This is a genomic window from Rodentibacter caecimuris, assembly GCF_010587025.1.
Classification (GTDB): domain Bacteria; phylum Pseudomonadota; class Gammaproteobacteria; order Enterobacterales; family Pasteurellaceae; genus Rodentibacter; species Rodentibacter caecimuris.
Genome location: NZ_CP040863.1, coordinates 682446 through 695821, shown reverse-complemented (window position 1 = coordinate 695821; position 13376 = coordinate 682446). Strand labels below are relative to the sequence as shown.

Genomic DNA, 13376 nt, shown 5'->3' with positions numbered 1-13376 from the left:
TAGAACGGTAGGAGGCACTTATGAGGGTAAAAGTAACACTATTTTTAACTGCATTTTCTTTCTTATTAACAGGCTGTATTACATCACCTCAAGGCTTAGAGAAAGATAGATTTTCTATTACGGATTATCGGACTATCTCTCCGCAAGATCTGAATTGTCACTGTAAAACCGTACGTTTAGGCGGGAAAATTATTCAATCGGAAATTTTACCGAATAAAACGAAAATTGAAGTATTAAGTCTGCCGATTGCTAATTATTCGGGTAAACCTATATTGGAATCACAGTCCCAAGGGCGCTTTATCGCTTATCTTGATGGTTTTGTTGATCCAGAGAATCTGAAAGATCGTTATATTACTCTAGGCGGTGTTTTATCCGGCAAAGAAGAAGGCAAAATTGAGCAGGCTAACTACTCTTATCCGGTTGTTCAAATTGAAAATTACCGCCTTTGGACATTGACTAGACATTACTACCCGTTGGATCATTGGAATGATTGGGGTTTTGGGAATTGGCGCTATCGTCCATGGCATACTGAGCCGGAAATTCGCTATTATTTAAATTAAGTGATAGAATCTGCCGTCGATTTTCCAACGATAAGGTTAATAAATGGAAAAAATTTGGTTTCAAAATTATCCGGAAGGTACTGAAAAACATCTGGATACTTCGAAATATGAATCAATTTTAGATATATTTAATAAAGCGATTCGCGAACATCCTGATCGACCGGCATATATCAATATGGGGCAGGTTCTTACTTTTCGTAAATTAGAAGAGCGTAGTCGGGCTTTTGCAGCTTATTTGCAAAATGAATTTAAATTAAAACGCGGTGATCGTGTAGCATTAATGATGCCGAATTTGTTGCAATATCCTATCGCACTTTTTGGTATTTTACGGGCAGGTTTAATCGCAGTGAATGTTAACCCGCTTTATACTCCGCGTGAACTTGAACATCAATTACAAGATAGCAGTGCGGTAGCGATAGTGGTTGTTTCAAATTTTGCTTCGACGCTTGAGAAAGTCGTTTTTAACACTGATATAAAACACGTCATTTTAACCCGAATGGGTGATCAACTTTCCTTTGGTAAGCGTACATTAGTTAATTTTGTGGTGAAATACATCAAAAAATTAGTACCAAAGTATAAATTACCTGATGCCGTTACTTTCCGTGAAGTATTAAGTATTGGTAAACATCGTCAATATATTCAACCTGAAGTGAGACGCAATGATCTGGCTTTCCTACAATATACGGGGGGAACAACCGGTGTAGCGAAAGGGGCGATGCTTTCCCATGGAAACATTATTACCAATGTTTTCCAAGCAAAATGGATCGCAGAACCTTTCATCGGCGATCATGCTCGTGCCCGATCGGCTATTCTTGCCTTACCGCTTTATCATGTTTTTGCTTTAACCGTGAACTGTTTACTTTTCCTTGAACTTGGTGTTACGGCTATTTTGATTACAAATCCACGTGATGTTGATGGTTTTGTCAAAGAGTTAAAAAAATATCGCTTTGAAGCCATTACAGGAGTGAATACGCTATTTAATGCACTATTAAATAATGAAAATTTCAAAGAAGTTGATTTTTCGGCATTAAAACTTTCTGTTGGCGGTGGTATGGCTATTCAGCAATCCGTTGCTACTCGTTGGCACGATTTAACCGGTTGTAACATTATTGAAGGCTATGGTATGACGGAATGCTCACCTCTTATTGCCGCTTGTCCGGTAAATGTTGTGAAACATAACGGGACTATCGGCGTGCCTGTGCCAAATACGGATGTAAAAATTATTAAAGATGATGGTTCAGAGGCGAAAATCGGTGAGGCGGGAGAACTATGGGTAAAAGGCGAGCAAGTCATGCAAGGCTACTGGCAGCGTCCTGAAGCAACGAGTGAAGTATTGAAAGATGGCGGCTGGATGGCAACCGGCGATATTGTCATTATGGATGAAAGCTACAGTTTACGTATTGTGGATCGCAAAAAAGATATGATCTTAGTTTCCGGTTTTAATGTCTATCCGAATGAAATTGAAGATGTTGTCATGCTTAATTATAAAGTAGCGGAGGCTGTGGCAATTGGCGTACCGAACGAAATTTCAGGCGAAACCATTAAAATTTTTGTAGTAAAAAAAGACGAAAGTCTTACGCGTGATGAACTCCGTCAGCATTGCCGTCAGCATTTGACCGGCTACAAAGTGCCGAAAGAAATTGAGTTTCGAGATGAATTACCTAAAACAAATGTTGGAAAAATATTACGCCGAATATTACGAGATGAAGAAATTGCTAACCGACCAACACACTAAGTTTCATAATTTAATCATGGGATAGTAATATCCCATTTTTGTTTTTTTAATCTAAGAGATAATGTCATGATAAAAGAATGCCAAGAACCATTGCATTTTTCATTGATCACAACAAATCAGGAGCTGAGTGAAATTTGTCAATTAGCACGCCAAAAAAGTGCGGTTGCTTTAGACACTGAATTTGTGCGGGTATCGACTTATTTTCCGAAATTGGGTCTGATTCAACTTTATGACGGGGAAAATGTTTCTCTGATTGACCCTTTAAGCATCAGCGATTTTTCGCCTTTTGTTGAATTATTGGCTGATCCTGATGTGCTTAAAGTGCTCCATTCTTGTAGCGAAGATTTAGTTGTTTTCTTACAGGAATTTGATCAATTGCCCCAACCAATGATTGATACGCAAATAATGGCACGTTTCCTTGGATTAGGAAATTCAGTGGGATTGGCAAAATTGGCACTAAATTATTTAAATATCAAAGTGGACAAGGGGGCGACCAGAACAAATTGGATTAAACGCCCTTTATCGGAAAACCAACTGCATTATGCCGCAGGCGATGTGTGGTATTTGTTGCCGATTTACTCTTGTTTACAAAAAGAGCTGGTGGCAACGCCTTGGCAAAGTGCTGTGCAGGCAGACTGTGAACTTGCTTTATCAAAAATCAAAAAACTGCAAACACGTGATGTGGAAAGTGCTTATTTAGACATTCCAAATTCATGGAAACTTAATCCATTGGAACTTGCCCGATTAAAAATTTTGGCACAATGGCGACAAGAAGTGGCAATGGAACGTAATTTGGCGCTTTCTTATGTAGTTAAATCAGAAAACTTATGGAAAGTGGCAAAATATAATCCGCGTAATACGTCGGAAATGCTTGAAATAGGGCTTTCCAATAATGAAGTAAGAGTACGTGGTAAGAAAATTTTACAACTCTTAGCAAAGGCACGTCGGGTATCACCTTATGATTATCCGAAGCGGATCGTGCGTATTGCCGATGATCCCCGTTATAAAAAGGCAATTCGCCTCTTACAAGAAAAAGCGTATGAGCTAACGCCTCAAGGATTAACATTAGAAATTTTAGCGAGTAAACGAAGTTTGGAAGAATTAATCAAATGGGTTTGGCTACACGATGAATCACCGGATAAATTACCGGATTTATTAGTTGGTTGGCGTAGAGAAATTGGATTACAGCTTTTGGCTTTATTGAAATCGATAGAATTTTAAAAATATGATAAAAAATGACCGCACTTAATCAAAGTGCGGTCAATTTTATATAAGTTTTAGATTAACTCTGGGTAGCTTGAATTGCAGTTAATGCAATAGTGTAAACAATATCGTCAACTAATGCACCGCGCGATAAGTCATTCACCGGTTTACGCATACCTTGCAACATTGGACCGATAGAAACTAGATCGGCAGAACGTTGCACCGCTTTGTAAGTCGTATTACCGGTGTTTAAATCAGGGAATACGAATACGGTTGCTTTACCTGCAACAGGTGAATTAGGCGCCTTAGAACGAGCCACATCTTCCATCACCGCCGCGTCGTATTGTAACGGACCGTCGATTAATAGATCAGGGCGTTTTTCCTTAGCAATTCTTGTCGCTTCTTTCACTTTTTCCACATCTGCACCGCTACCTGATGTGCCGGTAGAGTAGGAGATCATGGCTACTTTCGGATCAATACCAAAGGCTTTTGCCGAATCGGCGGATTGAATTGCAATTTCTGCAAGTTGTTCGGCTGTCGGATCAGGGTTGACCGCACAGTCACCGTAAACTAAAACTTGATCCGGTAGTAACATAAAGAAAATAGAAGAAACGATTGAGCTACCCGGTGCGGTTTTTATAATTTGCATTGGTGGTCTGATCGTATTTGCCGTGGTATGCACTGCTCCGGAAACTAAGCCGTCCACTTCGTTTGCTTCCAACATCATTGTTCCTAGAACCACGGTATCTTCTAACTGTTCACGCGCAGAGGCTTCTGTCATTCCTTTCGCTTTGCGTAATTCAACTAAACGATCGACATATTTTTCACGAACGTCGGCAGGATTAATAATGGTAATGCCTTGACCTAATACAACGTCTTGCGCTTCGGCAACGCGTTTCACATCATCAGGGTTGGCTAATAATACACATTCTGCAATGCCGCGTTCAGCACAAAGTGCAGCCGCTTTAATTGTACGAGGTTCGTCTCCTTCAGGAAGCACAATGCGTTTTTTCGCTGCACGTGCAAGCTCGGTGAGTTGGTAACGGAAAGCGGGTGGTGATAGACGACGTAAACGGGTTGACGCGGCAACTAGATTATCAATGAAGGCATTGTCAAATTGTTCGCTAGTATAACGTTTGATATTTTCAATGCGTTCTTTATCATCGCTCGGTACTTCAAGATTAAAGCTTTGTAACGTGAGCGCAGTTTGCCAAGTGTTACCTTCAATACGGAAAATCGGTAATTTAGTGCTTTCAAAAGCGTGCTGACATAATTTTTTGATTTGTGCGTCAATTTTGTAGCCGCCGGTTAATAAAATCCCACCGATTTCTACGCCGTTCATTGCGGCAAGGGCGGCGGCAACCAATACATCCGGACGATCCGCCGAAACGACTAATAAACTGCCGGTACGGAAGTGTTCGAGCATATTCGGTAAACTTCTTGCACAGAACGTAATTCCGCGAATGCGGCGATTGATGTCGCCTTCATTAATAATTGCTGCACCAAGGTGTTTGATAATATCTAATGCACGAGTTGCAATTAATTCCGCTGACCAAGGCACGCAAGCTAATAATTTAATCGGGCTGTTTGTAAACAGTTTGTTGATTTCCGCTTCACTATTATGGCTATGTTGGAAAGAATCAAAAATTTCGGTTAAATCAGGGCGGGTACGACCGGATTCATCGACAGGCGCATTGAATTTATTGACCACAACACCCAGAATATTCGGATTATTTTTTCCACCGAACAACGATGCGGCCGCTTCAACGCGTTCTTTAAGTTGCTCAGGCGTTTCTGTTGCCGGTGCGGCAACTAAAATAATTTCAGCATCAAGTGCTTGAGCAATTTCATAGTTAATGCTGTTGGCATAACCGTGTTTACGGGTTGGAATTAAGCCTTCAACAATAACAATTTCATTGTTTTTGGTTAGTTGTTGATGATTCGCAACAATTTTTTCCAGTAATACATCCGATTGATTTTGTCCGATTAAGGATTCAGCAACACTTAACATAAACGGTTCGGCAGTATCAAGATTGGTACTGGTACTAATAATTGATGTGGTGCGATCTAATTTATCTTCACCTGAACTTGGTTGAGAAATCGGTTTCATAAAGCCGACTTTTGCGCCTTTTTGTTCTAAAGATTGAATCAGACCGAGACTAATACTGGTAAGCCCAACTCCGGCGCTGACCGGAATTAAAATAATAGTACGAGACATAATAACCCTTATTTATTTTTGATTAAAATGAAAACTGCCGAATTTTTCGGCAGTTTGTCGAGATGATTAGAAACTGAGTTTTGCAGTATCTTGTGCAATCACTAATTCTTCATTAGTTGGAATAACAAGCGCAAGCGGTGTGTTATCCGCAGTGATGACACCTTCATTACCAAAGCGAGCAGCTAAGTTTTTCTCATTGTCTAATTGGTAACCGAATAATTTTAAGTGTTTGAGTGTTTCTTCACGCACTTTTGCCGAGTTTTCCCCGATACCGCCGGTAAATACGATGGCATCTAAACGATCACCAATAACCGCCATATAAGCACCGATATATTTTGCCAAACGGTAGCAGAATACATCTAATGCACGTTTTGCCGGCTCTTCTTTATCATAGTTATCTTCGGCATAGCGACAGTCGCTGGTAACTTCGGTTAAACCGAGTAAGCCGGATTTTTTCACTAAGGTTTCTTCGATTTGCTCAACAGACATTCCTAATGTTTTATGCATATAGAAAATGATAGCCGGATCCAAATCACCAGAACGGGTTCCCATTACTAAACCTTCTAACGGGGTAAAACCCATTGATGTATCAATACATTTACCGTTACGCACCGCGGCAACAGACGCTCCATTACCCAAGTGACAAGTGATAACATTCACTTTATCTTCAGTAACGCCCAAGCGTTTTGCCGCTTCACGGCTGATAAAATAATGGCTGGTACCGTGCATTCCGTAGCGACGTACGCCATGCTCTTTATAGAGTGAGTAAGGAAGCGCATAAAGGTAGGCTTCTTCCGGCATCGTTTGATGGAATGCAGTGTCAAATACGGCAACGTTTTTATCTTTTAAATGAGGGAATGCTTTAAATGCTTCTTCAATACCGATTAAATGCGCCGGATTATGGAGTGGGGCAAATTCTGCGGCATCTTTGATACCTTGAATAACTTCATCGGTAATCACAACGGATTGCGTATATTTTTCGCCGCCGTGAACGACACGATGACCGATCGCCGCAATAGAATTTTTCAATTCGTCAGTTAGAATATTTGCTACGATAAAATTCAACGCTTCACAGTGTGCTGCGCCAGCACCTAAATCAGCATTACCCTTTTCACCGTTAAGTTTCCATTTAATGCGAGATTCAGGAAGGAAAAAAGCTTCAGCCAAACCGGATAATTTTTCTTCTCCTGTAGCAGGATCAAGAATTGCAAATTTTAACGAAGAACTACCACAGTTAAGGATAAGAACAAGTTTTGACATAGGAACCCTATAGTTGATTAAAGTTAATAAAAATCCAATCAGAGAGATTGGACTGCAAAGTCGTGCATAGGATACACCTTTTACGCAATAAAATAAATTAATCAAGAAAGAAAAATCTAACTTCTGTCAAAGAAAAATGTCATTGGCATTAATTTGGTAAGATAGAAATTCCAGGCGAACTGGAGTATCATAAGTGCGGTTATTTTTAAGGGTGTTTTTATTGTTTTATGTCATTTTTTTCTATTTTCAAGCAAGGACAAATTTATCTTAACACTTGGCCGAAAGAGGCTAAATTAGGGATCATTTTTCCTGAGCACCGTGTCATAAAAAGTACGCGTTTTGCACAAAATGCGATGCCGTTAATTGCCGTATTCGCTATTGTTTGGCAACAGCTTTATGCCAAACATGATGTTATGGCTTTTTCTGCAGCGATTTTAACCGCACTTTTTGCTTTATTAATCCCACTACAAGGACTGTATTGGTTAGGTAAACGTGCAATTTCACCTTTGGAAGCGCAAAGTGCAACATGGTTTTACGATATTTGTGAACGTTTGAGAAATATCCAAGAATCTGTTCCTCCCTTACAAGGTAAACCCACTTATCAACATTTAGCCGAAGTTTTAAGGAAAGCGGAGCTGCGGTTAGACAGGGCTTTTTGGAAAGAAATTTAGCAAAATTTATATGACGCAAACGTTTTCCTTTTTACTTTATTTTTTGTAGAATACACAGGCTGCTTTAGGCAGCTCTTTTTATTGAGAGACTTTTTAATGATCGATTACATTATTATTGGCATTATCGCTTTTTCTATTCTTGTCAGTTTACTACGTGGTTTTGTACGCGAAGTGCTATCACTTGCCAGCTGGGTCGTTGCATTTATCGTGGCAAGCCAGTTTTATCCTTACCTTGCAACTTATCTAACTCAAATTGAATCCATGTATGTGCGGAATGGCACGGCAATTGGCATTTTGTTTGTTCTAACATTAATTGTTGGCGGGATCATCAATTTTGTGATTGCACAGTTGGTTGATAAAACAGGATTAAGCGGTACTGATCGTGTATTAGGGGCGGTCTTTGGTTTATTACGCGGTGCGCTAATTGTTGCGGCGATCTTATTTTTCTTGGATACCTTCACAAACTTTGAACAAACCGATTGGTGGAAAGAAGCAAAACTTATTCCGCATTTTGGCTTCATTATTGAATGGTTTTTCCAACAACTTCAAGCGAGTTCCAGTTTCTTAAATTCAACACTTAATCAATAAGGATCATGAAATGTGTGGTATTGTCGGTATTGTTAGCCAAAGTCCTGTTAATGAATCTATTTATGCAGCATTGACGCTGTTACAGCACAGAGGGCAAGATGCAGCGGGGATTGTTACCATCGACGATGAAAATCGTTTCCGCCTACGTAAAGCGAATGGATTAGTCAGCGATGTTTTTAGACATGAGCATATGTTGCGTTTACAAGGTCATGCCGGAATGGGGCATGTACGTTATCCTACTGCCGGCAGTTCTAGCGTGTCGGAAGCCCAACCGTTTTATGTGAATTCACCTTATGGGGTAACGTTGGTACATAATGGTAATTTAACCAATTCGACCGAGTTAAAACAAAAAGTGTTTAAAACGGCACGTCGCCACGTGAATACCAATTCCGATTCCGAACTGCTTCTAAATATTTTTGCTAATCACCTTGACAATATTCCGCAAGATCATCTTGATCCGCAGGATATTTTCTATGCGGTAGGGAAAACCCACAAAGATGTGCGTGGCGCTTATGCGTGTTTGGCGATGATTATCGGGCATGGCATGGTAGCATTTCGTGACCCTTTTGGTATCCGTCCTTTAGTGCTGGGGCAGCGTGAAGAGAATGGTAAAACGGAATATATGTTTGCTTCAGAAACTGTTGCGTTGGATGTCGCAGGCTATGATTTTGTTCGTGATGTTGCACCGGGTGAAGCGATTTATGTTACCTTTGAGGGGGAACTTTACGCACAACAATGTGCTGAAAGTGCGGTCTTAAATCCGTGTATTTTTGAGTATGTTTATTTTGCCCGTCCTGATTCCATTATGGATGGCGTGTCGGTATATGCGGCTCGCGTTCATATGGGGGAGCGCTTAGGACAAAAAATAGCCCATGAATGGAAAGATGAATTAGACAATATTGACGTGGTTATTCCTGTACCGGAAACATCAACGGATATCGCATTACAAATATCTAACGTGCTAAATAAACCTTACCGCCAAGGTTTTGTGAAAAACCGCTATGTTGGGCGTACCTTCATTATGCCGGGTCAAGCACAGCGTATTAATTCCGTTCGTCGTAAACTCAATACGATTAAATCGGAATTTAAAGATAAAAATGTCTTATTAGTGGATGACTCCATCGTGCGTGGCACTACATCCGAGCAAATTGTAGAAATGGCGCGTGCCGCCGGAGCGAAGAAAATCTATTTTGCCTCTGCTGCACCGGAAATTCGTTATCCAAATGTGTATGGTATTGATATGCCAACCAAAAATGAGCTGATTGCTTATGGTCGCAGTGTGGAGGAAATTGCGAAATTGATTGGGGTGGATAAATTAATTTTCCAAGATCTTAGCGCATTAACGGAATCTGTTCAGCAAGAAAACCCGACGATTCAAGCATTTGATTGTTCGGTTTTTACCGGTGAATATATCACAGGTGATATTACCGATGAATATTTAGATGGTATTGCCTCGCAACGCAATGATGCAGCAAAGAAGAAAAGGGAAAAAGATGCGACAAATTTAGAAATTCATAATGAGCGATAAAAAAAGTGCGGTTAATTTTAACCGCACTTTTTGTTGGAATATATCCCTTAAATTATTCAACTTTCACAATCCAACCTTCTGGGGCTTCAATATCACCAAACTGAATTCCGGTGAGCTCTTCGTAAAGTCTGCGTGTAATCGGCCCTACTTCCGTTTCGGAATAAAATACGTGGAATTTATCTTTATGCTGAATACCGCCTACCGGAGAAATGACCGCTGCCGTACCGCAAGCGCCGGCTTCAGCAAATTGATCAAGTTGATCAATATACACATCTCCCTCAATGACCTCCATGCCTAAACGTTCTTTAGCAATATAGAGTAGGGAATATTTGGTAATACTCGGTAAAATGGATTCTGATGTTGGAGTAATAAATTTATTATCTTTGGTGATACCAAAGAAATTTGCCGCACCGACTTCTTCAATTTTTGTATGGGTTTTCGGATCAAGATAAATGGCATCGGCAAATTTTCGTTCTTGCGAACCCTGCTCAACCGCTAACTCATGGGGGAGTAGGCTTGCCGCATAGTTACCGCCCACTTTCACGCCGCCTGTTCCCATCGGTGCTGCTCGGTCGTATTCAGTCGTGATGAAATTAGAGGGAGTTAGCCCGCCTTTAAAATATGCGCCTACCGGACAGCAGAATACGGAGAAAATAAATTCAGGAGCAGCCTTTACGCCAATATTTTCACCAACACCGATGAGGAATGGACGTAAATATAAGGTTGCGCCCGAACCGTAAGGGCCAACCCAATCTGCATTTGCTTTAACGACCTCTTTACAAGCCCGAACAAATAATTCCGTTGGTACCTGCGGCATTAATAGACGATCAGCTGTGCGTTGCATACGCTTGGCATTTTCTTGAGGACGGAATAAGTTAATAGAATTATCCTTGCAACGATAGGCTTTTAAACCTTCAAAACATTGCTGACCATAGTGAAGTGCGGTCGAACCTTCGTGAATATGTAAAGTATTATCTGTGGTGAGCTTTCCTTCGTCCCATTTACCGTTTTTCCAATGGGCGATAAAACGATAGTCGGTTTTAATGTAATTGAAACCAAGGTTATCCCAGTCTAAATCTTTCATTTTGCTTTCCTCAATATGATGTTGTTAGTGAACTGTCGTTTAATCTACATCATTATTTTGAGCATTTGAACCTTAAAGCTTAAATTTTTTTGTGATTTCTTAAAATTTACTCAAGTTATTTTAAACGTCATCAAGTAAAACGAGAAAAGGAAAGAGAGCTGTGTTAGAATTCCGGCATGAAAAAAACGCCACTCAAAATGGGTGGCGTCTAACCAAAAGGTTCAAATTATAGGAAGTAAACGAGTAACTTATTGTTACTCAAGTTCAGTTACCTGAACTATATGCAAACACAACATCATACTTAAGTCCGAAACTCATTAACTCGTAAAGAATTACCAACAGTTAAGTATGGGGTGTATTGTAAGAATTGAAAATGAGAAGAACAAATGACGTTTTTTTATTTGAAGGATTAGAAAAATTAATCTGAACTAAATCTGTCTAAGTATAGACGAAAAAATTATATTTTGGAAGAACTATGTATAAACGTTTGCCACCCTTGAATTCATTGAAGTCTTTTGAATCCGCATCACGACATTTAAGTTTTACAAAAGCGGCCGATGAGCTTTTTGTTACTCAGGCAGCTGTTAGTCATCAAATTAAACTATTAGAAGATTTTTTAGGCGTCGAATTGTTTAAACGTAAAAATAGAGCCTTAGAATTAACAGAGTTTGGTAAAGCCTATTTTGTCGATATTAATAAAATTTTACGTAAGTTGAATGAAGCGACAGAGCGATTATTAGCACTAAAAGATGATCCCCATTTAAGTATTAGTGTCCCTCAAACCTTTGGTCTGCAATGGCTTGTCCCGCATTTAAGTGAATTTAACCGGATTCATCCCGAAATTGAAGTTCGCTTAAAAGGAGTGGATCAAGATGAGGGCTTATTAAATAAAGAAATCGATCTTGCCATTTATTATGGAAAGGGAAATTGGCAGAATTTACAGGTTGATCGTTTAGGTAAAGAAAACTTACTGATTTTAGCTTCACCGGAATTGCTTGCCAAAAAACCGGTTCGCGACAAGCGGGATTTAAAGCAACATACGCTGCTCCATACGCATACGCGTGATAACTGGCGGATTATGGCGGATTATTTAAAACTTGAAGATTTGAATATCCAGCAAGGCCCCTTATTTAGCCATACGTTTATGGCATTGCAGGCAGCAAGCCACGGACAGGGAATTGCGTTAGCTAATCGTTTGATCGCGTTGCAGGAAATTGAACAGGGTACACTTCAGGTAGTATTACCGACAAATTTACCTGATCCTAAATCTTTTTATGTCGTGAATCATCTCGATCGTCTTGATGACGAACAAATTCAGGCTTTTCGTCAATGGATTATTAATGCAATAAAAAAAGAAGAATATGAATAAACTCGCATTATATTGCCGCCCCGGCTTTGAAAAAGAAATGGCAGTGGAAATAACCGATCGCGCTGCAGCTTTAGGTATATTTGGTTTTGCCCGTGTGCAAGAACATTCAGGCTATGTGATTTTTGAATGTTATCAACCAAATGATGCCGATCGTCTGGCACGTGAAATTCCATTTAACGGGCTTATTTTTGCCCGTCAAATGTTAGTGGTGTCCGACTTATTGGATAATCTCGATCCGACCGATCGTATTAGCCCCATTATTAAGGACTTTGAGACGATTTCAGCGCAAGCAAATATCAGGCTATCCGCAGAGCTTTTTGTAGAAACCGCAGATACGAATGAATCAAAAGAACTTTCCACTTTCTGCCGTAAATTTACGGTGCCACTACGTCAGGCATTAAAAAAGCAGGGTTGGCTAGCGGATAAACAGAATCCAAAGAGCGGTCATTTTTTGCATTGTTTTTTTGTTAAGCCAAATTGCTGTTATGTCGGCTATTCCTATACCAATAACCATTCCGAGCATTTTATGGGGATTCCTCGTTTGAAATTTCCGTTTGATGCACCGAGCCGTTCTACGTTGAAATTAGAAGAGGCGATTTTGACATTTATTCCCCGTAAGGAAGAAGAAAAACGTTTAAATGACAGTATGGTCGGTGTGGATTTGGGGGCTTGTCCGGGCGGCTGGACATATCAGTTGGTTAAACGGGGGTTATTTGTCTATGCGGTAGATCATGGGAAAATGGCGGAAAGCCTACACGAGACCGGTCGAATTGAGCATTGTGCGGAAGACGGTTTTAAATTTCAGCCGCCAAAACGTAAAAAAATTGATTGGTTGGTGTGCGATATGGTGGAACAGCCGAGCCGCATCACAAATTTGATTGGCAAATGGTTGGTGAACGGCTGGTGTCGTGAAACTATTTTTAATTTAAAATTACCGATGAAGAAACGTTATCAAGAAGTGGTGCAATGCCTTGCCAATCTCGCCGAGATATTGAATCAAAAAGGTTTAACATTCAAGATTCAGGCAAAGCATTTATATCATGATAGGGAAGAAATCACGGTACATGTTGTGATTAAATAAAAAAGTAAAGGCATTTTCCCAACTTAGGAAATATGCCTTTTTTTATAAAAAAAAGCACCGATAAAATCGATGCTTTGAA

General features: G+C 40.0%; 11 protein-coding genes. 8 read left to right on the top strand and 3 right to left on the bottom strand.

What is annotated here, in order from left to right; all coding sequences use genetic code 11:
* Positions 1 to 20 precede the first annotated feature (20 nt).
* The 3 genes from FEE42_RS03465 (at position 21) to rnd (ending at position 3516) form a co-directional block, all read left to right on the top strand.
* On the top strand, positions 21 to 560 hold the full coding sequence (locus FEE42_RS03465; protein ID WP_164027728.1) for a Slp family lipoprotein: 540 nt from the start codon (positions 21 to 23) through the stop codon (positions 558 to 560).
* A 43-nt stretch (positions 561 to 603) separates the two neighbouring features.
* A complete protein-coding gene (gene fadD, locus FEE42_RS03460; RefSeq protein ID WP_164027727.1) occupies positions 604 to 2295 on the top strand; it encodes a long-chain-fatty-acid--CoA ligase FadD in 1692 nt (563 codons plus the stop codon).
* 66 nt (positions 2296 to 2361) lie between these two features.
* A complete protein-coding gene (rnd, locus tag FEE42_RS03455) occupies positions 2362 to 3516 on the top strand; it encodes a ribonuclease D (protein ID WP_164027726.1) in 1155 nt (384 codons plus the stop codon).
* 61 nt (positions 3517 to 3577) lie between these two features.
* Here the strand turns inward: rnd and pta are convergent, their stop codons facing one another.
* Together pta and FEE42_RS03445 are read right to left on the bottom strand one after the other, a co-directional pair.
* The gene (pta, locus tag FEE42_RS03450; protein WP_164027725.1) at positions 3578 to 5716 is read right to left on the bottom strand and encodes a phosphate acetyltransferase; all 2139 of its coding nucleotides are present in this window, start codon (positions 5714 to 5716) and stop codon (positions 3578 to 3580) included.
* A gap of 66 nt (positions 5717 to 5782) precedes the next feature.
* On the bottom strand, positions 5783 to 6976 hold the full coding sequence (locus tag FEE42_RS03445; RefSeq protein ID WP_059366724.1) for an acetate kinase: 1194 nt from the start codon (positions 6974 to 6976) through the stop codon (positions 5783 to 5785).
* Positions 6977 to 7203: 227 nt separating this feature from the next.
* Between FEE42_RS03445 and yfbV the strand changes: the two genes are divergently transcribed.
* From yfbV to purF, 3 genes are all read left to right on the top strand, one after another.
* Positions 7204 to 7647 carry a terminus macrodomain insulation protein YfbV gene (gene yfbV, locus FEE42_RS03440; RefSeq protein ID WP_059366722.1) on the top strand — a complete coding sequence of 148 codons (444 nt, stop codon included), beginning with the start codon at positions 7204 to 7206 and terminating at the stop codon, positions 7645 to 7647.
* Between the two features lie 96 nt (positions 7648 to 7743).
* Positions 7744 to 8235, top strand: coding sequence for a CvpA family protein (locus tag FEE42_RS03435; protein ID WP_059366720.1), 492 nt, complete (start codon positions 7744 to 7746; stop codon positions 8233 to 8235).
* A gap of 10 nt (positions 8236 to 8245) precedes the next feature.
* Positions 8246 to 9763, top strand: coding sequence for an amidophosphoribosyltransferase (gene purF / locus FEE42_RS03430; RefSeq protein ID WP_135968714.1), 1518 nt, complete (start codon positions 8246 to 8248; stop codon positions 9761 to 9763).
* Positions 9764 to 9815: 52 nt separating this feature from the next.
* Here purF and FEE42_RS03425 read toward each other — a convergent pair whose 3' ends face one another.
* Positions 9816 to 10847 carry a branched-chain amino acid aminotransferase gene (locus FEE42_RS03425; protein WP_135968713.1) on the bottom strand — a complete coding sequence of 344 codons (1032 nt, stop codon included), beginning with the start codon at positions 10845 to 10847 and terminating at the stop codon, positions 9816 to 9818.
* Positions 10848 to 11322: 475 nt separating this feature from the next.
* Between FEE42_RS03425 and FEE42_RS03420 the strand changes: the two genes are divergently transcribed.
* Together FEE42_RS03420 and rlmM are read left to right on the top strand one after the other, a co-directional pair.
* A complete protein-coding gene (locus FEE42_RS03420) occupies positions 11323 to 12216 on the top strand; it encodes a transcriptional regulator GcvA (RefSeq protein WP_059366715.1) in 894 nt (297 codons plus the stop codon).
* Positions 12209 to 13297, top strand: coding sequence for a 23S rRNA (cytidine(2498)-2'-O)-methyltransferase RlmM (gene rlmM / locus FEE42_RS03415; RefSeq protein ID WP_164027724.1), 1089 nt, complete (start codon positions 12209 to 12211; stop codon positions 13295 to 13297). Before FEE42_RS03420 ends, rlmM begins: the two co-directional genes overlap by 8 nt.
* Positions 13298 to 13376 lie beyond the last annotated feature (79 nt).

Coding starts and splice junctions, on each gene's coding strand:
- FEE42_RS03465 (WP_164027728.1), top strand. CDS start 21: ATGAGGGTAAAAGTAACACTATTTTTAACTGCATTTTCTTTCTTATTA.
- fadD (WP_164027727.1), top strand. CDS start 604: ATGGAAAAAATTTGGTTTCAAAATTATCCGGAAGGTACTGAAAAACAT.
- rnd (WP_164027726.1), top strand. CDS start 2,362: ATGATAAAAGAATGCCAAGAACCATTGCATTTTTCATTGATCACAACA.
- pta (WP_164027725.1), bottom strand. CDS start 5,716: ATGTCTCGTACTATTATTTTAATTCCGGTCAGCGCCGGAGTTGGGCTT.
- FEE42_RS03445 (WP_059366724.1), bottom strand. CDS start 6,976: ATGTCAAAACTTGTTCTTATCCTTAACTGTGGTAGTTCTTCGTTAAAA.
- yfbV (WP_059366722.1), top strand. CDS start 7,204: ATGTCATTTTTTTCTATTTTCAAGCAAGGACAAATTTATCTTAACACT.
- FEE42_RS03435 (WP_059366720.1), top strand. CDS start 7,744: ATGATCGATTACATTATTATTGGCATTATCGCTTTTTCTATTCTTGTC.
- purF (WP_135968714.1), top strand. CDS start 8,246: ATGTGTGGTATTGTCGGTATTGTTAGCCAAAGTCCTGTTAATGAATCT.
- FEE42_RS03425 (WP_135968713.1), bottom strand. CDS start 10,847: ATGAAAGATTTAGACTGGGATAACCTTGGTTTCAATTACATTAAAACC.
- FEE42_RS03420 (WP_059366715.1), top strand. CDS start 11,323: ATGTATAAACGTTTGCCACCCTTGAATTCATTGAAGTCTTTTGAATCC.
- rlmM (WP_164027724.1), top strand. CDS start 12,209: ATGAATAAACTCGCATTATATTGCCGCCCCGGCTTTGAAAAAGAAATG.